This window comes from Pseudahrensia aquimaris, from assembly GCF_042676045.1.
Classification (GTDB): domain Bacteria; phylum Pseudomonadota; class Alphaproteobacteria; order Rhizobiales; family Rhizobiaceae; genus Pseudahrensia; species Pseudahrensia aquimaris.
Genome location: NZ_JBHTJV010000009.1, coordinates 219,022 through 243,062, shown reverse-complemented (window position 1 = coordinate 243,062; position 24,041 = coordinate 219,022). Strand labels below are relative to the sequence as shown.

The window sequence follows — 24,041 nt, the reverse complement described above, 5'->3', positions numbered from 1 at the left end:
TATGGAAACTTATTCATACGTTGCAAACAGGTTGCTGGCTTGAATTCAGTTGGGAACCAATTGATTCAGAATAGCGAATCTCTTTTTCCCACTGTCCATTTCCACAGACGGAAAACTTGTCTACAAGTTCGGACAACCGAGGCTTTGGCAGTGTTGTGTGTGGATAAGATTCAATCCCCATAATCCACCGAGTCTAAACAGAATCAATAATCACACAGACACAAACCCTTTTTGGAAGGCACTGTGCAAAGGTGACAAAAAGAGACGACAGGACCAGCACGGGATGCCTATGAAACGTGAAGACAAATCAGTGATGCGTGTAATAGCTGGAGAAAGTCTAACACCCCCACCGATATGGATGATGCGTCAGGCCGGTAGGTATCTGCCCGAATACAAAGCCACCCGCAAAGAGGCTGGGAGCTTTCTCGATCTTTGCTACAATCCACCACTGGCGACCGAAGTGACCTTGCAGCCGATCCGACGGTTTGGCTTTGATGCGGCAATTCTGTTTTCTGATATTTTGGTTATTCCTGATGCGCTAGGCGTTGATCTGCGCTTTGAAGAAGGCCGTGGACCAATCCTGAAGCCGGTTGATGCCGCGGCGATTGCCAAACTGGATGCGAGCAAAGTGGTTGAATATCTCGCACCGGTTTTGGAGACTGTTGATCGGTTGAGCAATGAACTGCCGGAACAGACAACGTTGTTAGGGTTCTGCGGAGCGCCTTGGACAGTGGCAACCTATATGATCGCTGGCCATGGCACGCCAGATCAGGGGCCGGCCCGACAGTTCGCGCTTACACAGCCCGACGATTTTCAGACTTTAATCGATGTGCTGGTTGATGCTTCATCTTCCTATCTGATCGCTCAGTTGAAAGCTGGCGCTGATGCGGTGCAAATATTTGATTCCTGGGCGTCAGTTCTGGACGAAGATCAATTTACCCGCTGGTGTGTGGAGCCTGTCAAACGCGTGGTAGCCAACGTTCGGGCGCAAATTCCCGATGCCAAAATCATCGGTTTCCCTAAAGGAGTGGGTGCATTCTACAAGGGATATGCTGCTGCTACGGGTGTGGATATGATTGGGATTGATTGGTGTCTGCCGATGGCTTTTGCGCAAGATTTGCAAAAGGAGGTGCCAATTCAAGGTAATTTGGACCCTAAGCGGTTGATCGCTGGCGGTACATCTTTGGACACCGCCGTTGATAACATAATTGAACATCTCAATAACGGACCATTGGTGTTCAATCTCGGTCATGGCATCACGCCTGAAACACCTATACCGCACGTTCAGCAGATGATCGACCGTGTTCGGATGGTATGTTAAGGGGAAGAATTGATGGATCTGTGGGTCAAATCTCTGCACGTTATTGCCATGATCGCCTGGATGGTCGGCTTTCTCTATTTGCCACGCCTTTTCGTTTATCATGCGGCCGAAGGTGTTACCCCGGAGACATCGGAAACGTTCAAGGTCATGGAACGACGCTTGATGAAGGCGATTATGACACCCGCCATGATTGCCACCTGGGTGTTCGGCATCTGGATAGCCGCGCTTTACAATGTTTGGGCCGAACCGTGGTTCATTATCAAACTGGCGCTCGTCTTGGTTCTGACGGTCTTCCATTTCATCTCTGTGGGCTGGATGAAGGCCTTTGCAGAAGATCGAAACGAAAAGCCGCAGCGCTTTTTTCGGATCGCGAATGAAGTCCCGACCGTGTTGTTGATCGTCATCGTTATTTTGGTGGTCGTCAAACCATTCTGATTTTGCTTGCGAATGGGATGATTCGGGTCTAATAGGGCCCTATCAACCTCGGATACGCTGTTGCCCGCTTGCGGGTCCTGCCTTGCAGCTTGGCTTTGCCAAACCGATGCCCCAAACGTCTGCTTTGTTGGAAACCTTCTCATTCGCATGATGGTCTTTGGCGTCCGCCTCGGAACCGAATCCTCCTCAACTTAAAGTCGGGCTGACGGTCCGCACGCTTCATGGAAATCACTTTATGGACCAGATGAAACTTCACGATCTGAAGGCGAAGTCGCCGACAGATCTCATTTCTTTTGCTGAAGAGCTGGAAGTGGAAAATGCCAGCACACTGCGCAAGCAGGAGTTGATGTTTGCGATTCTCAAACAGCTGGCCGAGCGCGATGTAGAAATTATCGGTCAGGGTGTCGTGGAAGTGCTGCAAGATGGCTTTGCGTTCTTGCGTTCACCAAGCGCCAACTATCTACCGGGCCCCGATGATATTTACATCTCACCCTCTCAGTTGCGGAAATTTTCGCTTCGCACGGGTGATACGGTTGAGGGACCAATCCGGTCTCCAAAAGACGGCGAGCGTTATTTCGCACTCTTGCAGGTCAATACGATCAATTTCGATGATCCAGAGACAATCAAGCATAAGATCCATTTTGATAACCTGACGCCGCTTTACCCGGAAGAACGGTTTCACATGGAAATCGATGACCCAGAAGCAAAAGACTTGTCAGCGCGTGTTATTGATCTGGTTGCACCGCTGGGCAAGGGCCAACGTGCTCTGATAACGGCGCCGCCGCGCACTGGTAAAACGGTGCTTCTCCAAAATGTTGCAAAATCCATTACAGCCAACCATCCAGAAGCGTATTTGATCGTCTTGTTGATCGATGAACGACCGGAAGAAGTGACAGACATGTCGCGGACGGTAAAGGGAGAAGTGATTGCTTCAACCTTCGATGAACCGGCAACGCGACACGTTCAAGTTACTGAAATGGTTATCGAAAAAGCGAAAAGGCTCGTTGAGCATGGTCGCGATGTGGTGATCCTTCTCGATTCGATTACACGTCTTGGCCGGGCTTACAACACGACCGTTCCATCATCGGGTAAGGTTCTGACGGGTGGTGTAGACGCCAATGCCCTGCAGCGCCCTAAACGTTTCTTTGGTGCCGCTCGTAACATTGAGGAAGGCGGTTCTCTGACGATTATTGCGACTGCTCTGATTGATACAGGCAGCCGTATGGACGAAGTGATCTTTGAAGAATTCAAAGGCACAGGTAACTCAGAAATTGTGCTGGATCGTAAGGTTGCTGACAAACGCACTTATCCTGCGATGGATATCCTTAAATCTGGCACACGTAAGGAAGACTTGCTGGTGCCGAAAGAAGACTTGCAGAAAATCTTCGTACTGCGCCGTATTTTGTCCTCAATGGGCAACACGGACGCCATCGAATTCTTGATCGATAAACTGAAGCAAACAAAAAACAACGCAGAATTTTTCGATTCGATGAACACCTGATTTGATCAAATGCTCGTTCTTTGATTCACTTTGATTCGGCTACGAAATAATCTCATGTTCTTTTGGTGTCTTCCTATTGAGGGATAAGGAATGCACGAGAAGACCATCTTTGCCCTTTCCAGCGGTTCACTTCCCAGTGGCGTAGCAATTATTCGCGTTTCAGGGCCGGCTGTAGCAGATACAGCGGAAAAAATACTGGGTTGCTTGCCTCCACCGCGTAAAGCTACGTTTTCTCGGTTCCGGCATCCTTCCACTGGCGATCTTCTTGATGAGGGCCTCTCGATCTATTTTCCCGGTCCGAACAGCTTTACAGGTGAGGACGTGCTTGAGCTGCAAGGACACGGTGGCAAGGCTTCAGTAGAAGCCATATTGACCGCTTTGGCTTCAATAGAAGGTCTGCGCGTTGCGGAAGCTGGTGAATTTTCCCGCCGAGCGTTTGAAAACAATAGAATGGATTTGACCGAGCTTGAAGGCCTGTCTGATCTTATCGCCGCACAGACCGAAGGACAGCGCCGACAAGCACTTTCCCAATCTCAAGGAGTTCTTAGGGCGCTCTATGAGGGGTGGCGGTCCGATATTATCCAGGCACGCGCTTTGATCGAGGCGGAGTTGGACTTTGCGGATGAAGATGATGTGCCCGGTAGCGTAAGTGATCAGGTTTGGTCTGGCGTGTTGACCCTCATAAATCAAATAAGCGATCACCTGGATGATGGAAGACGCGGAGAATTGATCAGAGAAGGGTTCTCGATTGCGCTTCTCGGCCCGCCCAATGCGGGCAAGTCCAGTCTTTTGAACGCATTAGCAAGGCGTGATGTGGCCATCGTAACGCCGCAAGCTGGAACAACCCGTGATACAATTGAAATTTCTATGCGTATTGGTGAGCACCTCGTGGTGATTACCGACACTGCGGGTTTGCGACAAACAGATGATGAGATTGAACGTGAGGGAATCAAGCGTGCGGTACAAGCTGCACGTCATGCTGATTTGGTCGTGTGGCTTTCCCCCAGCGATGCTCCCGCTGACCTTCCAGTAAAGTTGCGCGAAATACCAAATGAGCAGCTTCTTACCATCGGAACCAAAGCTGATTTAGCCACGAGCCAGTGTGAAATAGTAGTCTCGACGGTTTACACGAACGGTTTGGATGTTTTTCTGCGGGAACTTGAAGATCGCATTGATAAACGGTTGGGACATGGCGAATCAGCTGCATTATCTCGTCAACGGCATCGATTTGCTCTAAATGAATGCAGCAATTGCTTACGGTTGAGCATCCAATCTAAACTTGATTTGGAATTGCGCTCTGAACATCTTCGACAAGCCGGAGACCATTTGGGTCGCTTGACAGGCCGTATTGATGTTGAGGACCTACTGGATGTTATTTTTTCAGAATTTTGTGTCGGTAAATGATTCACGTGAAACACTATACAGCCAGTCATTTGTTTCACGTGAAATGAACTGCGGCTTGATCACCCTTTGACGGACGCTTTGAAACGAGTCAAAGAGACCGACGTAACATAGAAAAGATCTGGAACAGCAGCGCGATGGCGCAAGAACACAAATTTGATGTGATCGTGGTTGGTGGTGGTCATGCGGGCACGGAAGCTGCCGCGGCCAGCGCTCGACTGGGTGCACGCACCGCTCTGGTGACCCACTCATTCCAGACAATAGGAACCCTGTCGTGTAATCCTGCCATTGGTGGTTTGGGTAAGGGCCATCTGGTACGCGAGATTGACGCTCTTGATGGACTGATGGCCCGTGTTGCTGACCGGTCCGGAATTCAGTTTCGAATGCTGAACCGCAGAAGGGGTCCAGCTGTGCGTGGCCCACGAGCGCAGGCGGACAGAAGGCTCTACCTGAAGGCCATGCAAGAAGAGATTGAAGCCCAGCCAAACCTGGTCGTCATTGAGGGAGAAGCTGCGAACCTTCTTATTGAAAAATCTGCGATGCAGGGGCTTGTTTTATCGGATGGCCGTCAACTGTTTGCGCCAGCGCTGGTTTTGACGACCGGGACCTTCCTTGGTGGACTGATTCATATCGGAGAGAAGAAAATTCCTGCTGGCCGTATGGGAGAAAAGCCATCAGACGCGATGGCCGAAGCTCTTAGGCTTTTGAAACTGCCTCTTGGACGTCTGAAGACCGGCACCCCTGCCCGTCTTGATGGCCGAACAATCGACTGGGATCGATTGGAGATGCAACCTGCCGATGATCCACCCATTCCATTTTCGACCCTTACCGATGCGATACGCGTTCCACAGATTGAGTGCGGCATCACGCGAACAAATGCGAAGACGCATAAAATTATTGCTGCCAATGTTCACCAATCGGCGATGTATTCTGGGCAAATTGCGGGCGTTGGTCCGCGTTATTGCCCTTCTGTGGAAGACAAGATTGTCAAATTTGCGGAGAAAGACAGTCACCAAATTTTTCTGGAACCTGAAGGATTGGATGATCCGACAGTTTATCCCAATGGAATCTCGACATCTTTGCCGGAAGATGTGCAGGCAGAATTTATCGCGACCATTGAAGGTCTCGAAAAGGCGATTATTCTGCAGCCTGGCTACGCCATTGAATACGACTATGTTGACCCCCGGGCCCTGCGACCCACTCTTGAAACGCGGGTTGTCAAAGGGTTCTATCTTGCAGGTCAAATCAATGGAACCACGGGTTATGAAGAGGCGGGCGCTCAGGGTTTGGTGGCAGGTTTGAACGCCGCGCTCAAGGCAAGTGGTGGTGAGCCTCTCCATTTCAGCCGGACGAATTCCTACATTGGCGTGATGATTGATGATTTGGTGAGCCGGGGGGTCAGCGAACCCTACCGAATGTTTACATCAAGGGCTGAATACCGTTTGAGTCTAAGGGCTGATAATGCGGACCAGAGGCTAACGCCAATTGGTTTGAATATCGGCTGCGTTGGCAGTGAGAGGTCAGATGCCTATGCCAATAAGGCCGTTGCGCTTCAAGAAGCCAAAGATTTGTGTCAAAGCCTCATGTTATCACCCAATGAAGCAAGAAAACACGGGCTTAACATAACTCAGGACGGTGTACGCCGAAGTGCCTACGATCTGATGAGCTATTCGGAGATCGGATTTGATGATGTTCGGGCCATTTGGTCAGAATTGGGACCGATTGATGACAAAATAGCCAAACAGATTAAAATCGACGCGTCATATGCGGTGTATCTTGAGAGACAACAGGCCGATATCGATGTCGTCCTGAAAGATGAGGCACGGACCATTCCTGACGACTTTTTGTTTTCCAATATTGCAGGTCTGTCAAACGAACTTAAGTTCAAGTTGGAGCAGGTTCGACCAGGCAATATCGGTCAAGCCGCTCGAATTGACGGCATTACACCTGCCGCACTAACTTTGGTTTTGGCCCACGTGAAGAAACACGCCGCAAAAGCCTCTGAGACAGCCGCTGAGGAGCGTTTCCTTGGCTGAGTGCCCCAAGGCGGTTGCCAGTCAAATTTCGTCCCTATGGCCTGTTTCACGTGAAACACAGCAACGTCTTGAAACGTATGTTGGGCTGTTGGAGCAGTGGCAAAGGCGAATTAATCTCGTCGCACCATCGACAATGGATGATGTCTGGTCTCGTCATATACTTGATTCGGTTCAAACGCTTGCCGCCGCGTCCGCGGCCAAAACCTGGATTGACATTGGTTCGGGTGCGGGGTTTCCAGGTCTGGTGACGGCAATTTTGCTTTCAGAAGCGGGCGAGGGCACTGTTCATTTGATTGAAAGTGTCGGCAAGAAGTGTGCGTTTATGTCTGCGGTTGTTCGAGAGGTCGGTCTAAGAGGTGGCTCTGTTGATGTTCAAGTCCACGGAGATCGTATCGAAAACGTATTAAGGTCAGCGCAAAAACCTGATGCGGTGAGCGCTCGTGCGCTTGGTCCCCTCGTCGATTTGTTGCATCTTACGGATGGCCTCTTGGTTGATGGCTGCGTTGGTGTTTTTGCTAAGGGTCGGGGGCACGAAGCGGAAATTGCACTTGCTAGTGAGGTTTTTGATTTCAACATTGAACTCAAAAACAGTGTTTTGGGTGACGGTTCTGTGCTTCTTACGGTTTCAAATGTCCGACGCATTGGGTAGACAGAGCCTTTACAGCCCACGGGCATCAGAGACATTTTATGAGCATTAACGCCGATATCCGTCCCCGAGTGATTGCGCTTGCCAACCAAAAGGGAGGGGTAGGCAAGACAACAACAGCTATTAATCTGTCGACCGCATTGGCCGCTATCGGTGAAGAGGTTTTGGTCGTTGACCTTGATCCACAGGGAAATGCGTCAACCGGGCTGGGCATAGATGCAGAGGACCGTGAGCTTTCGACGTATGATTTGTTGCGCGATGGGGCGTCGCTGAAGGATATCAGCATTCCTACGGCTGTGCCTCGCTTATCCGTTGCTCCCTCAACTCTAGATCTGCTGGGGTTGGAGACTGAGGTTTCTCATGTTGAGGATCGTAATTTTCGCTTAAAGAAAGCCATCGCTGCACATTTAGGCCGTGAGCCTGATTATAGCTACATTATGATTGATTGCCCCCCTTCGCTCAATTTGCTGACGCTGAATGCGCTGGCTGCTGCAGATTCCGTGATCGTGCCCTTGCAGACCGAATTTTTCGCACTAGAGGGTCTTAGCCAATTGCTACAAACTTTAGAGCAGGTTCGGGCTAGTATAAACAATCGGTTGACCGTTCAAGGCATCGTGATGACCATGTATGACAAGCGAAACAACCTGTCCGAGCAGGTTGTTTCCGATGTTCGAGAGACCTTGGGCGAACTCGTCTATGAGACGATCATACCCCGCAATGTCCGGATTTCTGAAGCTCCATCGTTTGGCAAACCGGTCTTGTTATATGATATCAATTGCGCAGGATCTCAGGCTTATCTGAAGTTGGCGTCCGAGCTGATTCAACGCGAAAAAGCGCTTCAGCGCTCACCAAATTAGAAGGCACACTATCAATATGGCAAAAGATGCGAGCAATAAACGGTTGGGTAAAGGATTGGCAGCGTTGATTGGAGACATGGACAGAAGCCCTGCGCCACCAGCGGTTGCTGTAGACGATCCTGATCTTTCTGCACTGGTCAAATATGACAGAAGCGTTCCCATCGAACAGGTAACGAACAACGCCAACAACCCGCGACGGCAGTTTCGGGTTAGCGAATTGGAGGAACTAGCCAATTCAATCGCTGAGCACGGGATTGTCCAACCGATCTTGGTGCGTCCAAAAGGTCAAAACAGATATGAAGTGATTGCCGGTGAAAGACGGTGGCGTGCTGCGCAAAAAGCTGGCTTGCATGAAGTTCCTGTCGTCATTCGCGATGTTGATGATCGAGAGGCGTTGGAGCTTGCCATTATCGAAAATGTGCAACGTTCTGATCTCAATCCGATTGAAGAAGCTTTGGGATATCAGCAACTTATTGATGACCATAAATATAAGCAGGCGGATCTTGGAAAGGTCATCGGAAAAAGCCGTAGCCACGTGGCGAATACGCTGCGTCTTTTGAAATTGCCGGTGAATGTACGATCCATGTTGTCAGAAGGCTCGCTCTCCTCTGGGCATGCAAGGGCACTCATCACACTTGATAATCCTGAATCATTGGCGAAACGTGTGGTGGCTGAGGGGCTATCAGTCCGTGAAACTGAAATGCTTGCAGCGAGAGGTGATATCGATTCGGACTCGAAACAAAAGCCAAAGCCCGTCAAAGATGCTGACACAAGGGCTCTAGAGTCTTCAATATCTGATGCTCTTGGCATGAAAGTATCGATTACCCATCGCCCAAATGGTAAGGGACGCTTGATGATTGACTACAAAAGCCTTGAACAACTCGATTCGCTTGCGGAACGACTGAAAAAATAGCTTTATCTTATCCGCAAGTGACGCGCTTCAAGAGCAATAGCCAACAATGTGGTTGATACGAGTGCTGGTGCGAGGCTCGCATTAGCGCGGGCTTCCAACGATACATCGTCGATACGTTTTAAAGCCCGGCTGAGCGCTGGCAACGTCCACCCGCTCAATGCTCGTGTGACCTTGTCTTTGCGCTGAAAATTTACTGGTGGGCGCATCCGGGCAATGGCATTGGCAGCTTGTGATCCTGTGGATTCCATTCCAGCGCGAGCCTGATGCAGCAATTGAAAATAACGCTGCAGACCCAGAACGATCTGGATTTCAGACGTGCCGCGAGTCAATAAACGTTTGTAAGTGTGCTCCATCGTAGAGATGTCGCCGGTGGCTGCTGCATCGATCACGGTGTCCACGGCAAGTGCCGAAGCATCGCCCACTATGGCCAGAATATCATCTGGCGATATCGTTTCCTGGCCACAGCAATAAAGACACAATTTCTTCACCTCGCTGCGCGACGCCATTCGGTCTTCTCCGAGCAGACCTTTAAGCATCTGGCGGGTATCGTTTGCTATCGTAAGGTTGGCCGCGCGCAATTCTTCATCAATCATTGCGTCCAGGGCTTTTGCCTGATCTGCGTAACAGGGAAGCGCCACAGCGCCCTTGGCTTTTTCAACCCGTGTGCGCAAAGGGGCGGTCTTTTTGAGATCACCTGCTTCAACGATCACGAAGGCATCTTGTGGGGGGGTGTCGAGCACGGGTTGGATGGCAGCTGGCAGGTTCTTTTGAGTAGAACCCTTGATCCAGACCAGTCGTTTGCCGCCGAACATGGAAACTGTGTGCGCTTCATCTGCTACACGGTTCTGATCGCTGGCTGCGTCTTCCGCATCCAGCTGAACAGTCGCAAATGGATCGTTGAGATCGGCACCGCTTGACCGAGCCAGTATTTTGGCACGTTCAGACACAAGTCCGGCATCCGGCCCGTAAATGAGAAAGACACTATGTGCTGGATCTGGCCGCTTGAGATAGCCATCAACGGCATGGGCCTTAACCTCGGCCACGGTCGTTTAGTTTCCAGCTACGGTTTGAGCTACCACTAGACGAATTTGTTCGGCCACGTCTTTGGCGGCCCTGTTTTCTGCGTCACGGGCGGCGCGTTGATTGGCGAACTTTTGCGGCGTGCGGTTGTAAGCTGACAATGCTGTTCGCGTGCCGGAAGCCAGGGTGCGGTTGGTAGATTTTTCAGTGATCGTATAGCTCACGATCACTGAGACTTGCGCTGCGGTTGCGGCAGCTACTCCAGCTTCCACAGCAACGCCGGAATCGGCGGAGCGGACGGCCAGTTGCACGCGGTAGAGACTGGGTTCAATCGGGTTGCCACCATTCATTGAAAACAGGAGCGCGTTGCGAACCTGTTGTTCAACCCGTTCTCTGGCAGCAGATACTTCAGTTGCACGCAAAGCCTGACGAACAGAACTTACTTCTGCATCGGATTTGGCAGCAGCTGGCGTTGTTCGTGCGTTGAGCGGTTCGACGGTGCAGCCCGAAAGTGCGGTCAAAGCAGCGAGGGATAGCACACTGGCTGAAATCCATCTGCGTGCGCAGGCTGAGGCGGGTCTAGATGACCACATTGACAATTCTCCCGGGCACAACGACCAGCTTTTTCGGTTCCTTACCAGAAAGCGCCTTCTGCACAAAGTCTTGGGCGAGAACATGGTTTTCAACCCAGTTTTTATCGGCATCAACGGGCACCGAAATTTCGCCCTTGCGCTTGCCGTTGATTTGCACGGGCAAGGTAATTTCGTCTTCGACCAGCATTTCTCGATCGACTTTCGGCCAAGGCGTCGCGCTGACCAGATCTTCGAAACCAAGTGTAGCCCAACATTCCTCAGCCAGATGCGGCATCATCGGTGCGATCATCTGCAATGTGATGATAATGGCTTCGTGAAGGCACGGTTTGGACACATTGCCAGCGCGGGCAGCAGCTTCCAAAGCGTTAACCAAGGTGTAAATTTGTGCGACCGCTGAGTTGTAGCGCAGGGATGGGATCATATCGTCCACATTGGCGAGCGCCTTGTGGGCGGCCTTGCGCAAGGCCAGATCCGCTTGAGTGTCACCGCTTTTGTTTTCGGTGTCGGCTATCGTGTTCACCAAACGCCACAGGCGTTGGACGAAACGGTGGGCGCCTTCGACTCCGGCTTCTGTCCAGATCACATCACGGTCCGGTGGGCTGTCGGAAAGCACAAACCAACGGGCGGTGTCGGCACCATAGCTGTCAATAATGTCTTCCGGGTCCACGACATTGCGCTTTGACTTCGACATTTTCTCGATGCTGCCGATGGGAACTTCTTCACCGTTGTCCAAACGAAAGGCGCGGCGACCGTTACCACCGTCCTCCATTCTGAGTTCTGACGGTTCAAACCAGCCCATGTCTTTGTCGCCATAGGTTTCGTGAACCACCATGCCTTGAGTGAAGAGGCCTTTGAACGGTTCTGTTACGTCCATATGGCCAGTGATCGACATAGCGCGAGCGAAAAAACGCGAATAGAGCAGGTGCAGGATCGCGTGTTCAATGCCGCCGATATATTGATCGACAGGTAGCCATTTGTTTGCCGCTTCCACGTTGGTGGGAGTGCTGACAGTTGGGTCGGCAAAGCGAGCGAAATACCACGACGAATCGACAAACGTGTCCATCGTGTCCGTCTCCCGCTTGGCAGGTTTGCCGCAAGAGGGGCAGGGGACATCGCGCCATGTTGGGTGGCGGTCGAGCGGGTTTCCCGGCGTGTCGAAGGAAACGTCTTCGGGCAGTTCGACGGGAAGGTTTTCTTCTTTCTCTGGAACTACGCCGCAATCCTTGCAGTGCACGACTGGAATGGGGCAACCCCAATAGCGCTGGCGGGATACGCCCCAATCGCGCAGCCGGAATTGTTCCCGGCCTTCCCCCAGCCCGTTCTTTTCGGCCCAGTCGATAGTTGCGTCGATGGCTTCCTGGCCGGTAGCGACTTCGACCCCGGCGGGCTGATTTACAAACCGTACTTTCTCGGTTTTGGCGGGAACAAAGGCTTCGTCTTTGACTGGCGTTTCGTCGTTTATGGCGAAGAAGGTATCTATGACCGGCAGCGAATACTTGCGTGCGAAATCCAAGTCGCGCTGATCGTGAGCGGGGCAAGCGAAGATCGCGCCGGTTCCGTAATCCATCAGCACGAAATTGGCCACGTAGATCGGCAAAGTTTGGTCTTCATAGAGTGGGTGCTTCACCGTCAGGCCGGTGTCGAATCCCTGCTTCTCCGCTTTTTCCAGTTCCTCAGCCGACGTGCCGGTTTTGCGAACATCAGCATTGAATTTTGCCAATGCGTCATTCTCTTGTGCCAGAGCCAGTGCCAGCGGGTGTTCCGGCGCGATAGCCATGAAGCTCGCGCCTGCCAGCGTGTCGGGGCGGGTTGTGTAGATTTCCAGCGCATCGAAACCGTGGGTGGGTTCTGTGAGGGCGAATTTCATCTGAAGGCCACGGCTTTTGCCGATCCAGTTGGCCTGCATCAATTTCACCTTGTCGGGCCAATCTTCCAGCCCGTCCAGCGATTGCAGCAGGTCGTCGGAAAAGTCCGAAATTTTGAAGAACCACTGGGTCAGCTCGCGCTGTTCAACCTCAGCACCGGAGCGCCAGCCTTTGCCGTCGATCACCTGCTCATTGGCCAAAACCGTCATGTCAACCGGATCCCAGTTGACCCGTGCGTTCTTGCGATAGGCGAGGCCCGCTTTCATAAAGTCGAGAAATAGCTTTTGCTGCTTGGAATAGTATTCCACATCGCAGGTGGCGAATTCGCGGGACCAATCCAGCGACAGGCCCATCGACTTTAGTTGTTTGCGCATCTCCGCTATGTTGGCATAGGTCCACGTTTTTGGGTGGGTGTTGCCTTTCATGGCAGCGTTTTCGGCCGGCATGCCGAACGCGTCCCAGCCCATCGGGTGGAGAACCTCAAAACCCTTGGCGCGCTTATAGCGGGCGATCACATCACCCATCGCATAGTTGCGCACGTGGCCGATATGAATGCGGCCCGACGGATAGGGGAACATTTCCAGCACGTAGTAGGTGTCGCGGCCCGTGGGGGCGGTCTCGGCTTTGAACAGCTCTTTTTCGTCCCAGACTTTTTGCCATTTCCGTTCAACGCTTTTGGCGTTGTAGCGTTCGCTGTGTTGCTCGCTTGCCATGTTCGGGGTCTTCGTGAAAAAGGGGACAGTGCTGCGGGCGGTTTGGCCCGAAAAAGGCGCTGACGTCAACATTTGCCAGAACGGGAAATTTTCATGAGTGCTGCTGACAATCTTGCGCAGGTGTTAAGCCAGATGGAGGCCGCGGCCAAAGCTGCCGGGCGCAAATCCAAAGACGCGCAGTTGATTGCCGTTTCCAAGACCTACGATGGCGAGGCGATCAAGCCTGTTCTGGAGGCTAGCCATCGGGTTTTTGGCGAAAACCGGGTGCAGGAAGCGCAGGGCAAGTGGCCTCAGCTGCGTGATGAATACGATGGTATTGAATTGCATCTGATTGGGCCACTGCAATCCAACAAGTCGAAAGAGGCGGTTGCGCTGTTTGATGTGATTCACACTGTTGACCGGGAAAAAATCGCCAAGGCGCTGGCGAAAGAAATGGAAGCTCAGGGCAAACACCCGCTTTTGTTCGTGCAGGTGAACACGGGCGAAGAGCCGCAAAAAGCAGGCATTGCGCCCAAAGAGGCCGTCGATTTCGTCAAACGCTGCCAAGAGGTTCACGGCTTGGCCATTGAAGGCCTCATGTGCATTCCGCCGTTTGATGAAAACCCCGGCCCGCATTTCGCCTTGCTGCGCAAGCTGGCGCGGGAGGCTGGCGTTGAGAAATTGTCCATGGGCATGTCCGGCGACTTTGAGACGGCCATCGAATTCGGCGCAACGCACGTGCGCGTTGGTAGCGCGATTTTCGGAGCGCGGGGCTAGGAGATCAGGTCGGCCACGCAATCCTTGGCCGTGCCTTCGCTCCATCCGCGCGCGTCCCAGCCAAGACCGCGAACCTTCTGGGTATAGCTGGCTTCCGTGCCGGTTTCGCTGGAGCCGTAGAAATCGAAGCAATTGCGCCCACGCTTCCACACTTCAAAACATCCACCCGACATATCGGCACCGGATGTGTATTTGAAACACAATTGGTTGCCCTGAAATTCCATCGTGCCCCGCGCTTCGCCGCGACTGTCGGTATAGACCGTGGTGCCGTCGGCTCTGAACACTTCGCTCCACGGTGCGCCGCTGGAATATTCGCCTGACAGGGTGAGGCCGAAAAGCTGGGCGCGGATTGCGCTTTCGCTCAGTGCGGCGGCGTTTGCGCTGACGGCACCCATTAGCCATAGCGCCAACAGGCTCACAAGTTTCATTGACTTTCTCATGGCAATCCCTAAAACGCCGATCATGCTTACAAAGGCCGTCAAAACCAAGACCACCTTGTAACCGCTTCTCCCAGCTCTCCGGGAGGAGAGGTAACAAGCGATTGTGTCCTTGGGAGAGCGAGGAGCTTAAAACATCATGGGTTATAGAATTGCAGTTGTCGGCGCCACGGGCAATGTCGGGCGCGAAGTGCTGGACATTCTGTCCGACCGGGGATTTCCCGCAGACGAAGTTATCGCGCTCGCCTCGCGCCGCAGCCAGGGCACGGAAGTCTCTTTCGGTGACAAGACGCTGAAGGTGAAAGCCCTCGACACTTTCGATTTCTCTAAGACCGATATTGCGATCATGTCTGCTGGCGGGTCGATTTCGCTGGAATGGGCACCGAAGATTGCAGCGACCGGCTGTGTTGTCATCGACAATTCCTCCGCATGGCGCACCGACCCCGATGTGCCGCTGATCGTGCCGGAAGTGAACGCGGACGCGATTGAAGGTTTTTCTAAAAAGAACATCATCGCCAACCCGAATTGTTCCACCGCGCAACTTGTGGTTGCATTGAAGCCGCTGCACGACCATGCGATCATCAAACGCGTTGTCGTCTCCACCTATCAGTCGGTTTCCGGCGCGGGCAAAGAGGGCATGGACGAATTGTTTGAACAGTCCCGTGCCGTATTTGTGGCCGACCCACTGGAGAACAAGAAGTTCACCAAGCGCATCGCTTTCAATTGTATCCCCCACATCGACGCTTTCATGGATTCCGGTGACACCAAGGAAGAGTGGAAGATGATGGTCGAGACGAAGAAAATGCTCGATCCAAAAATCAAGCTCACCGCAACCACCGTTCGCGTTCCGGTGTTTGTCTCGCATTCGGAGGCGGTGAACATCGAGTTTGCAAACCCGATTTCGGCTGATGAGGCCCGTGAAATTCTGCGCGAAGCGCCCGGTTGTCTGGTGATCGATAAGCGCGAAGACGGCGGCTACATCACGCCTTACGAAGCGGCTGGCGAAGACGCGACGTATATTTCACGCATTCGCGAGGATTCGACCATCGATAACGGCCTCAACATGTGGGTCGTCTCCGACAACCTGCGCAAGGGCGCTGCGCTCAATACGGTTCAGATCGCAGAACTGTTGGTGAATCGTGGTCTGCTGAAAGAACGGGCAGCGGCTTAGTTCGCGCTCACGGTAATGGCGCTGCGGACGGGTGCGGTCTGCGCAGGCGCCGCGTTGAGCGCCGGACGGCTCTTTGCCATCTGGGCGTGAACAATGCCTCTGGAACAGCCGCGCTTGCCAGTCGAACCTTAGCCCCATAGCCTTGCCTTACCGCTTGGCTATGGGGATTCGGTTTGGCTGAAAAACAACAAGAAACGCGCAAAGCGTTTGGCCGAACTCTGTCCGACCTCTGGCTTGATGGGGAAGAGGGCAGGTTCCATCCGGCTGAGACCCAAATCCTCGATTGCGCCGCGCGCGGCATAGACTGTGTGTTGGGTGACAAACGACCTGCTAGAGCCTCAGAAGAAAACCGTGTTCGAGCGGAACTGCTGCGCTTTATCGCATTGGGCGGTGACGCTCAGAACCCGTTGCACGAAAAAGGTCTGACAGTGATCGGTGCTTTCATCGAATGCGGCGCAGAGGGGCTGGATTTCGAGGGTACAACGATCACGGAGAATCTTTGGCTGCGCTCCTGCACAGTGAATGGCCGCGTGTTGCTGCGTGATGCAACGACATCGGCGCTGGGGTTTTCCGGCTCTCAGGTGGACGGCATCAACGCTGACCGTTTGGTGTGCAATGGCAGCCTTCACCTGAAAAATGGCTTCATCACCACAGAGACGGTCTATCTGCGTGGCGCGGTGATCAAGGGCAACCTTTCGTGCAGCGGCGGACGCTTTCGCACGCGCGAATCGCGGTCTTTGGTATGTGACAGCGTCACCGTCGAGGGATCCGTTTTCATTCGTGATCGGTTTTCCGCCTTGGGTGCGGTTGAATTTGGCAAAGCGATCATCGGCAATGGCCTGTTTGCCAACAATGGACGCTTTCTTGACCGGGAAAAGGCGCTCTACGCGCAAAGGTGTCGGGTCGAGAACTCCATTGATCTGGGAGAGGGCTTTAAGGCTCGTGGGCCGGTTTCCTTTCAAGGCGCGAAGATCGCCAATGACATGATTTGCTCTGGCGGACTGTTCAAAGGCGCGCCGTGTTTGACCCTGCGCGGAGCGCAAATCGCCGGGACATTCTTTTGGCAGGAGATCGTCAAGGCCAATGGTGAATTGAACCTTTCAGCGGCCTCCTGCCAAACGCTCAATACCAATATGGCCTCTTGGGAAAAGCCCGATCAGGTGCGGCTGGATAACTTTACTTACAAAGGCTTCTCTCAGCTGGAAAAGGGCGCGAACGCGGCCTACTGGAAGAGCTTCTTGGAGCGTCAGCCGGAAAATCACCTCACGGATCGTTTCCGCCCAAACCCCTATGCGCAGCTTGCCAGTGTCTTGGACAATATGGGCTATGAACTGGAGGCCAAATCCGTTCGTGTTGAGCAAAGCCGCCGCCAGAGCAACTTCACCCGTCTTTACGAACCAAACGGTTCCGGCCTTTGGGAGCGCTTCATGCGCTGGTTGGTCGTGTTCTGGAATTTCATCCAAGGCGCTTTGGTTGATTATGGCTACCGGCCCGGCAAGGCTGTGCTTTATCTGATCGGTGTCTTGTTGGTGGGTGCGGGCATCTATCATTATGCAGCGCTGAACGGGGTTATGACGCCGACCCATCCGCTGATCTACAAAGAGGCGGGCAATTCCATCCCTGCCGAATGTTCGAAGAACTGGGTTTATCCCGAAGAAAGTATCCGCGCGGCCTGCGAGGCGGCGATACCGGGGGAATATTCCACCTTTAATGCGCTGGTCTATTCCGCCGATGTGGCGCTGCCCATTGTTAATCTGCGGATGGAGAACGACTGGTCGCCCCGTGTCGTGACGTGGCCGGAGGGTCGTTATGAAGGCTTCGGTTCCTTTCTACCCGGCACGCTGGGCGGTTGGGTGCGGGCTTGGGAATGGCTGCAGATCACGCTTGGCTGGCTGCTCTCGCTGCTCTTCGCCTCTGCTATTGGCGGGATTATCCGCCGATAGTCAGCTTGTGCTTGGCCTTGGAGGCGCGATTGTGTAAACGAGCGCCAAAGAACAAGCTGGCAGCGCCCTGTGAAGCGGCACAGCCACGACAACAGGACACTTCGAGATGGAAAAGTTCACCAAGCTTTCAGGCGTCGCCGCGCCCTTGCCGATCATCAACATCGACACCGACATGATCATCCCGAAAGACTATCTGAAAACCATCAAGCGCACGGGCCTCGCTGAAGGATTGTTTGCGGAAATGCGGTTGAACGAGGACGGCTCGGAAAACCCTGATTTCGTTTTGAACAAGCCCGCTTACCGCGAGGCGACCATTCTGGTGGCGGGTGACAATTTCGGCTGCGGTTCATCGCGCGAGCACGCGCCGTGGGCGCTGCTCGACCGTGGCATACGCTGCGTGATTTCCACCAGCTTTGCCGACATTTTCTACAACAACTGCTTCAAGAACGGCATCCTGCCGGTGCAGGTGACGGAAGATGAGTTGGACAAGCTGATGGACGATGCCTCGCGCGGTTCCAATGCTATTCTGACGGTTGATCTGGAAAGCCAGACGATCACCGGCCCGGATGGCGGTTCGGTTTCTTTCGAGATTGACCCGTTCAAAAAGCACTGCCTGATGAACGGTCTCGACGATATCGGTCTGACGCTGGAAAAAGCCGATAGCATCGACAGCTACGAATCGAAGCTGGAAGCATCGCGTCCTTGGGTCTAGAGCCACTCAATCTTTGACACCCCGCTCAGCCGCGATTGGCGGATGAGTTCGGCGTCCAGCCTCGCCCGTCTGGCATCGGACAATTTGATACCGTCCTCCCACCAGATCTTTCGGATCTGCAGTGCGTCTGCCTTTTTGTTGGCGCACATGTCGATGCGGCCGACCAGCCGGTCGTTTTCCAGTAGCGGGAAGACGTAATAGCCCCAGACGCGTTTGTGCGCGGGCACGTAAATCTCGATGCGGTAGAAGAAGCCGAATAGCCATTCCAGCCGCTTGCGGTCGCGGATGACGGGATCAAAGGGCGACAGCGCACGCATTCTTTTGGGTAGGGGCGGCAGGTCCTCGACTATTGAGCCGATATCGGCCCGCGCCACCATTTCTCTTGTTTCATCCTTCTTCGCACAGCCGATCGACACTTCCTGCAAGGTGTTGTTTGCGCCGCTGGCCAGTTGGTCCTCCATCCATGCCTTGGCCTCTGCCGGTTTGATGAGGTCGAAATAGCGGGCAATATCGCCCGGTGTGCCAAAGCCCAGCCGCTCCAGCGCCTCGCGGCAGGCCCAGTCGACAAAAGCGTCGTGGGAAACGCGTTGCTCGAAATGTTCGTCGGGAATGGTGTTCCGGGCTTTGTCATAGACCTTCTGAAAGCCTTTGCGCGCCGTGATGCCCAGATCGCCGGTGTGCCACAGATACTCAAGGGCCGCTTTGCCATCGTGCCATTGCCACATTTCCTGCGGGCCCTTCTCAGCCCGTTCCAGATCGCGCGACATCAGCGGTCCGTCCCGCTCGATGCGCTCCATCATTGCGCCCACATGATCGCGGAAACCGCCGCCCTGCCAATTCTCAAACCGTTTATCGAGGCGCTCCCGCTCGCGGGCGAAGCGGTGGCGCCAATAGGGGTAGAATTCGCTTGGGATGATGGACGAATCGTGGGTCCAGTGTTCGAACAAAAGCTGCTCTTTTTCGATCAGCCTTGCCAGATCGCGGGGCCGATAGGTTTGATTGCGGGCAAACAGCGTCATGTGCTGGGCGCGTTCGACCCATTGGATGGAATCGATCTGCACAAAGCCCAATTGCCGGATCAGTTTATACAGCCCACCGGGCGGAAACGCCCTGTGCGGCGGACGGGTAAGCCCTTGCAAATGAAGGATTGTATGGCGCGCCTGCGCGTTGGTCAGATGAAGGCTCATGGGTGAAACACTGGCACAGGGTTTTGCCTGCGAACACCTCGCGCAAACCTTGGCAAACAGCGAATTTCAGCCTGCGACAACCATAGCGAGGATTAGCCCTTGCAAATGCCGCATTTGCTGCCAATCTCTGTTGTAGCCCGTGTGGGCCATGTGTTCAACGAAACGAAAGGAGGTGATCTGATGTCGAGCATTTTTAAAGGGACGGTCAGGTCTTTGTTCAAGGGAAAAACCGCAGGAGCAGCCTCCGCGTTTTAACGCTTGAAACAGATTGTCGGTGTGTCAGTAAATCGTAACACGATGAGCTGAGACCGACCGGCCCGACGAATGCGAGAGCCGCACCTGGAACACGGGTGCGGCTCTTTTCTTTGCGCTCATGGCGCTCGCGCTTTGGACGAGTGCGGCCTTCGCGGGAGCGGCGTGCCGCCGGGTTGCTCTTCGCAACCGGAGGCTTTCCTTTTCGGGGGACCTAAATGATGAGTTCGTTCACGGTTTTTGGATGATGGGTGATTTGCTCGTAGCCATCTTCTGTGATGATGAAGCTGTCACCAACTTGAGCGCGGAACGTGTCAGTAGACACGCTGCCGTCGACAGCCAGCACCATGCCTGGTTGAAGAACTGTTTTGTCGCCCGTCACCAATTGCGGCTTCTCGAGAAAACTAAAACCTGTGGCGCGGCCGCAGCGAAACGGGAAATCGTAGCCAGCTGCCTCGATCACTCGTGCATAGGCAGCATGCACGCTTTCGGCCGTGACGCCCGGCTTTAGGGCGGCCAACGCCGCTTGTTGGCTGGCAAGTGCTACTTCGTAGACCTTTGCCTGATCGTGCGGCGCGTCGCCTATCCAAAAAGTGCGGTCAAAACCCAGTTTGAAGCGATGGAAATTGGTCATCCCGCAAAAACACAAAAACACCGGCTCACCGTGGTGCATTACACGGGTGGAGGCGCGTTGGTGGGTTTTGGTAATCGTGTCGCCAGATGCCATGATTTGCAGAAAGTGGGTGTTGGGAGACATCGCCCGATCGTCATAATGATCGCTCAGCAACTGCGCTGCCTTGCGGGTTCCGGCTGCACTGGTGGCCAACGCTACTTCAAACTCAGGGACGCCATCTGCGATGGCTGCCCGTCCTGCAGCCATCATGGCGCTCGCTACTTCCCCAGCGTGGCGGGCCAGTTGCAATTCTTCCGCTGACTTGATCATCCGCATGTCGGATAGAATCGCTGTCACATCAGACGTTTTAACGTTCTCAATCAGACTATCGACATAAGCGCGCACGACGGGTGGCATATGATCCGGCTCAAGTCCAACGCGTTGCGCGCCTTTCGTGGCCGCAGGTAGCTGCTCGCGCCACTCTTGGCCCACACCATCGTTCCACGGTTTGATATGGCCCACCTGCGCCTGCGCCTGTGCTATCGTGTAGTCAATACTGGGTGTAATCAGCGTGCTGTCGCCATCTCTTGGGACCACCAAAATAGTGGGGCGGCCAAACTCCATGTGGAGGTAATCGTAGTAGCCGATGAGATAGTAAATGCTGTCGTCGTCGGTGATAAGTGCGATGTCGATATCGGCGGCCTTGAGGCGCTCTCGCAATGCGGTCAGGCGGGTTTCATGTGTGTTGGTCACAGTTTCACCGATCGGCTTTGAAGGGCAGGTGTCATTGCCTCTTGTAGTTTGCTTTCAGAAGTCTGAGGCGATGCCTTTGTTCTCCCAGTCGCCGTATCGGACGGGGTCGGGGCCTTTTCGTCCATCGATTTCGCGGGGTGCGGCCTCTGCCTCATGTGCCTTGCGCCGGGCCTCGGCCTCGGCGAGTGCGCGTTTGGCGATTTCCGGATCGGGCTTTTTTGCCTGCTTGGCCATTGAATTTCGCGCTTTCTATTGTCCTGCTGCGTGTCACATGCGTTGACACGCCTTGCTGCGCAACCCATCTGAACGGCAAATGTTTGCGTGCCGTCTATGTGCCTATAGCGCGGCAGGCTTTCAAGAACTTCAAACGTCGCACTGTTGGAGGGTGACATATGGGCAATTTGGTCAAAACCTCGATGCTTCTGGCGGCTATGACCGCGCTGTTCATGGGTGTCGGCTATATGATCGGCGGCGAGACCGGCATGTTGTTGGCGCTGGTATTTGCTGCGGCGACCAATCTTTTCGGTTGGTGGAACTCGGGCAATATGGTGCTGCGCATTCACGGTGCCGAGGAAGTTGATGAGGCTTCCGCGCCTGAACTGTTTTCCATGGTGCGTCAATTGGCCGAGCGGGCTGAACTGCCCATGCCCAAGGTCTATATTATCAACACACAACAGCCCAATGCCTTTGCAACGGGCCGCAACCCGCAAAACGCGGCCGTGGCTGCCAGCACCGGGCTGCTCGATGCCCTCAGCCGTGAGGAAATCGCCGCTGTGATGGCCCATGAGCTTGCCCATATCAAAAGCCGCGATACGCTGACCATGACGATCACAGCGACAATCGCTGGTGCCATCTCCATGCTCACCAATTTCGCCTTCTTCTTTCGCGGACGGGACAATCCGTTCGGGTTCATCGGCGTTCTGGCGGCGATGATCTTGGCACCTCTGGCTGCTGGTATCGTGCAAATGGCGATCAGCCGAACGCGGGAATATCAGGCCGATAAAGATGGCGCTATCATCTGTGGTAATCCTCTTTGGCTTGCCTCGGCGCTGGAGAAAATTTCTGTGATGGCTGGGCGCACGATTAATCAACAAGCGGAAAACGCCCCTGCCACTGCGCATATGTTCATCATCAACCCACTGAACGGTCAGCGTGCAGATCCACTGTTCTCCACGCATCCGGACCCGGAAAATCGCATTCAGGCGCTGCAGAAACTTCATGATGAGTGGACATCGCGTCCACCAGCGGAAGTTGGTACGCAAGGCCGCACGGCAGAAATCGAAATTTTTGGACGCGATGCGGGCAAGCGGCGTGAGCCGGAACAGCCGTCATCCAGCGATGGGCCTTGGGACAACCCTTCCTCCCATCAGCGCGGCCCTTGGCAGTGAGCGCTTCTGCCAAATCCAACGCAAAGCGTTCCAACCAACGCTGCAAGCCACGGGCAAGCGTAGCCACTCCAGATAAGCCGGGCCTTGCCGCTCGCGTCGCTGCCGCACAGGTTTTGACCAGAGTGATCGACGATAAGCGCGGCCTTGATGGCTTGCTCGACACCCGCCACGGCCCTCAAGCCTACCGCGACTTGAGCGAGCAGGATCAAGGTTTGGTCCGTGCGATCGTTACCACGGCGCTTCGTCACCGTGGCGAGATTGACTATGCGTTTGACCGCCTGATGGACCGCAAGCCGCCGAAAAAGGCGCGTCATCTGCACCACACGCTTCACGTGGCGGCGGCACAAATTCTGTTCATGGACGTGCCGGAAAGCGCGGCTGTTGATCTGGCGGTGACCAGCCTCTCTCAAGAGCCACGCTCCGTGCGGTTTTCTTCGCTCGGAAATGCCGTTCTGCGCCGCATGGCGCGAGAGGGTGGCAAGTTGTTCTCGCGCATGGACGCGGGCGCGCGCGCCAAACTAAATATGCCGCCCTGGCTGTGGTCGCGCCTTAAGAAAGGCTATGGTCAGGAGCGGGCTGAAAAATCCGCCCTCATGCATATGATCGAACCGGTTCTCGATATCACGGTGAAGGAAAACCCAGAGAATTGGGCGGAAAAACTGGGTGGCGTGGTGCTGGCAGGCAATTCCATCCGCACGGGCCGAAAGGGCTCGATCAGCGAATGGGAAGGCTATGAAGACGGCGCGTGGTGGGTGCAGGATTTTGCCGCCCATCTGCCGGTTCATCTCATGGGCAATGTGGCGGGCAAGCGGGTGCTTGATCTTTGCGCTGCGCCCGGTGGCAAGACGGCGCAATTGATCGCCGCTGGCGCGAACGTTACCGCGGTTGAGCAAAGCCATGACCGTCTGGAGCGGTTGGCACTCAACTTGAAACGCCTCGGCATGGGTGCTGATCTGGTTCAAGCCGATATGATGGAATGGCAGCCTGCGCTTCCCTTTGATTGTGTGCTGCTTGATGCTCCCTGTTCGTCCACCGGCACGATCCGTCGGCATCCCGATGTGCAGTGGACCAAATCCAAGGAAGACGTTGCAGCACTGGCCGAACTGCAGGCGGCAATGGTGCGCCGCGCAGCGGATTTCTTACAGCCGGGCGGGCAGTTGCTTTTCTCAAACTGTTCCATCGACCGCACCGAGGGCGAAGATGTTGTGGCGGCTTTGATCAAAGACATGCCATCGCTGAAATTGCAGCCATTCTCAGCTGATGATGTTTTTGGAAGAGCGGAATTGGTGAACGGTCAAGGCACCGTGCGCACCCTGCCGTGTCACCTCGATCAGGTTGAACCACCTGAAGCTGGTGATGGAGAAGCGCTTGACCCGCGCGCTTATCAGGGCATGGACGGATTTTTTGCAGCCCGTTTTGAGCGGATCTAGCCCGGTCCACCTTTTGTACCCGGTGTGAAGTTATCCGTTTCCCTGTAAACTGTGATTCGAAATCATTGATCGGGCGAAAAAAGTGCAGTTTGCGGAGC

21 protein-coding genes are annotated in these 24,041 nt (G+C 54.2%); 14 read left to right on the top strand and 7 right to left on the bottom strand.

Annotated elements, in window-relative coordinates:
* The first annotated feature begins 289 nt into the window (after positions 1 to 289).
* The 8 genes from hemE (at position 290) to ACFQ14_RS09935 (ending at position 9,110) form a co-directional block, all read left to right on the top strand.
* Complete coding sequence (gene hemE / locus ACFQ14_RS09970) at positions 290 to 1,321, top strand: uroporphyrinogen decarboxylase (protein WP_377212588.1); 1,032 nt, start codon at positions 290 to 292, stop codon at positions 1,319 to 1,321.
* A 12-nt stretch (positions 1,322 to 1,333) separates the two neighbouring features.
* Complete coding sequence (gene hemJ / locus ACFQ14_RS09965) at positions 1,334 to 1,756, top strand: protoporphyrinogen oxidase HemJ (protein ID WP_377212587.1); 423 nt, start codon at positions 1,334 to 1,336, stop codon at positions 1,754 to 1,756.
* A 235-nt stretch (positions 1,757 to 1,991) separates the two neighbouring features.
* On the top strand, positions 1,992 to 3,257 hold the full coding sequence (gene rho, locus ACFQ14_RS09960; RefSeq protein ID WP_377212586.1) for a transcription termination factor Rho: 1,266 nt from the start codon (positions 1,992 to 1,994) through the stop codon (positions 3,255 to 3,257).
* Positions 3,258 to 3,347: 90 nt separating this feature from the next.
* Positions 3,348 to 4,661 (top strand): tRNA uridine-5-carboxymethylaminomethyl(34) synthesis GTPase MnmE, encoded by a 1,314-nt coding sequence (gene mnmE / locus ACFQ14_RS09955; RefSeq protein WP_377212585.1) that lies wholly within the window; start codon positions 3,348 to 3,350, stop codon positions 4,659 to 4,661.
* 134 nt (positions 4,662 to 4,795) lie between these two features.
* Positions 4,796 to 6,694: a tRNA uridine-5-carboxymethylaminomethyl(34) synthesis enzyme MnmG gene (gene mnmG / locus ACFQ14_RS09950; protein WP_377212584.1), complete on the top strand. Its 1,899-nt coding sequence runs from the start codon at positions 4,796 to 4,798 to the stop codon at positions 6,692 to 6,694.
* The gene (rsmG, locus tag ACFQ14_RS09945) at positions 6,687 to 7,343 is read left to right on the top strand and encodes a 16S rRNA (guanine(527)-N(7))-methyltransferase RsmG (protein ID WP_377212583.1); all 657 of its coding nucleotides are present in this window, start codon (positions 6,687 to 6,689) and stop codon (positions 7,341 to 7,343) included. The genes mnmG and rsmG overlap by 8 nt, the downstream gene beginning before the upstream one ends.
* 38 nt (positions 7,344 to 7,381) lie before the next feature.
* Positions 7,382 to 8,197 carry a ParA family protein gene (locus ACFQ14_RS09940; RefSeq protein WP_377212582.1) on the top strand — a complete coding sequence of 272 codons (816 nt, stop codon included), beginning with the start codon at positions 7,382 to 7,384 and terminating at the stop codon, positions 8,195 to 8,197.
* A gap of 16 nt (positions 8,198 to 8,213) precedes the next feature.
* Positions 8,214 to 9,110 (top strand): ParB/RepB/Spo0J family partition protein, encoded by an 897-nt coding sequence (locus ACFQ14_RS09935; RefSeq protein ID WP_377212581.1) that lies wholly within the window; start codon positions 8,214 to 8,216, stop codon positions 9,108 to 9,110.
* Between the two features lie 2 nt (positions 9,111 to 9,112).
* Here the strand turns inward: ACFQ14_RS09935 and holA are convergent, their stop codons facing one another.
* From holA to leuS, 3 genes are read right to left on the bottom strand one after another with little or no spacing between them, the layout of a single operon-like run.
* Complete coding sequence (gene holA, locus ACFQ14_RS09930) at positions 9,113 to 10,153, bottom strand: DNA polymerase III subunit delta (RefSeq protein ID WP_377212580.1); 1,041 nt, start codon at positions 10,151 to 10,153, stop codon at positions 9,113 to 9,115.
* A 6-nt stretch (positions 10,154 to 10,159) separates the two neighbouring features.
* Positions 10,160 to 10,723, bottom strand: a complete 564-nt coding sequence (locus tag ACFQ14_RS09925) for a hypothetical protein (RefSeq protein ID WP_377212579.1) — start codon at positions 10,721 to 10,723, stop codon at positions 10,160 to 10,162.
* The gene (gene leuS, locus ACFQ14_RS09920; RefSeq protein ID WP_377212578.1) at positions 10,710 to 13,301 is read right to left on the bottom strand and encodes a leucine--tRNA ligase; all 2,592 of its coding nucleotides are present in this window, start codon (positions 13,299 to 13,301) and stop codon (positions 10,710 to 10,712) included. The genes ACFQ14_RS09925 and leuS overlap by 14 nt, the downstream gene beginning before the upstream one ends.
* Positions 13,302 to 13,394: 93 nt before the next feature.
* Here leuS and ACFQ14_RS09915 point away from each other — a divergent pair, with 93 nt between their 5' ends.
* Positions 13,395 to 14,057 carry a YggS family pyridoxal phosphate-dependent enzyme gene (locus ACFQ14_RS09915; RefSeq protein ID WP_377212577.1) on the top strand — a complete coding sequence of 221 codons (663 nt, stop codon included), beginning with the start codon at positions 13,395 to 13,397 and terminating at the stop codon, positions 14,055 to 14,057.
* Here ACFQ14_RS09915 and ACFQ14_RS09910 read toward each other — a convergent pair.
* The gene (locus ACFQ14_RS09910; protein WP_377212576.1) at positions 14,054 to 14,485 is read right to left on the bottom strand and encodes a hypothetical protein; all 432 of its coding nucleotides are present in this window, start codon (positions 14,483 to 14,485) and stop codon (positions 14,054 to 14,056) included. The genes ACFQ14_RS09915 and ACFQ14_RS09910 overlap by 4 nt on opposite strands.
* Positions 14,486 to 14,633: 148 nt before the next feature.
* On the opposite strand from ACFQ14_RS09910, the gene ACFQ14_RS09905 reads away from it, so the two are divergent.
* From ACFQ14_RS09905 to leuD, 3 genes are all read left to right on the top strand, one after another.
* Positions 14,634 to 15,665 (top strand): aspartate-semialdehyde dehydrogenase, encoded by a 1,032-nt coding sequence (locus ACFQ14_RS09905; protein WP_377212575.1) that lies wholly within the window; start codon positions 14,634 to 14,636, stop codon positions 15,663 to 15,665.
* Positions 15,666 to 15,838: 173 nt separating this feature from the next.
* Positions 15,839 to 17,608 carry a hypothetical protein gene (locus ACFQ14_RS09900; RefSeq protein WP_377212574.1) on the top strand — a complete coding sequence of 590 codons (1,770 nt, stop codon included), beginning with the start codon at positions 15,839 to 15,841 and terminating at the stop codon, positions 17,606 to 17,608.
* A gap of 106 nt (positions 17,609 to 17,714) precedes the next feature.
* Positions 17,715 to 18,320: a 3-isopropylmalate dehydratase small subunit gene (gene leuD, locus ACFQ14_RS09895; protein ID WP_377212573.1), complete on the top strand. Its 606-nt coding sequence runs from the start codon at positions 17,715 to 17,717 to the stop codon at positions 18,318 to 18,320.
* On the opposite strand, the gene ACFQ14_RS09890 is transcribed toward leuD, so the two are convergent.
* The 3 genes from ACFQ14_RS09890 to ACFQ14_RS09880 all read right to left on the bottom strand — a co-directional run bounded on the left by ACFQ14_RS09890 (position 18,317) and on the right by ACFQ14_RS09880 (position 21,359).
* Entirely contained in the window at positions 18,317 to 19,507 is a 1,191-nt protein-coding gene (locus tag ACFQ14_RS09890; protein ID WP_377212572.1) for a winged helix-turn-helix domain-containing protein, read from the bottom strand. The genes leuD and ACFQ14_RS09890 overlap by 4 nt on opposite strands.
* Positions 19,508 to 19,973: 466 nt before the next feature.
* Positions 19,974 to 21,125 (bottom strand): M24 family metallopeptidase, encoded by a 1,152-nt coding sequence (locus ACFQ14_RS09885; RefSeq protein WP_377212571.1) that lies wholly within the window; start codon positions 21,123 to 21,125, stop codon positions 19,974 to 19,976.
* 54 nt (positions 21,126 to 21,179) lie between these two features.
* Positions 21,180 to 21,359 carry a DUF1674 domain-containing protein gene (locus tag ACFQ14_RS09880; protein ID WP_377212570.1) on the bottom strand — a complete coding sequence of 60 codons (180 nt, stop codon included), beginning with the start codon at positions 21,357 to 21,359 and terminating at the stop codon, positions 21,180 to 21,182.
* A 158-nt stretch (positions 21,360 to 21,517) separates the two neighbouring features.
* Between ACFQ14_RS09880 and htpX the strand changes: the two genes are divergently transcribed.
* Both htpX and ACFQ14_RS09870 read left to right on the top strand, forming a co-directional pair.
* Positions 21,518 to 22,513, top strand: a complete 996-nt coding sequence (gene htpX, locus ACFQ14_RS09875; protein WP_377212569.1) for a zinc metalloprotease HtpX — start codon at positions 21,518 to 21,520, stop codon at positions 22,511 to 22,513.
* Complete coding sequence (locus tag ACFQ14_RS09870) at positions 22,510 to 23,943, top strand: RsmB/NOP family class I SAM-dependent RNA methyltransferase (protein WP_377212568.1); 1,434 nt, start codon at positions 22,510 to 22,512, stop codon at positions 23,941 to 23,943. Before htpX ends, ACFQ14_RS09870 begins: the two co-directional genes overlap by 4 nt.
* Positions 23,944 to 24,041: the final 98 nt, after the last annotated feature.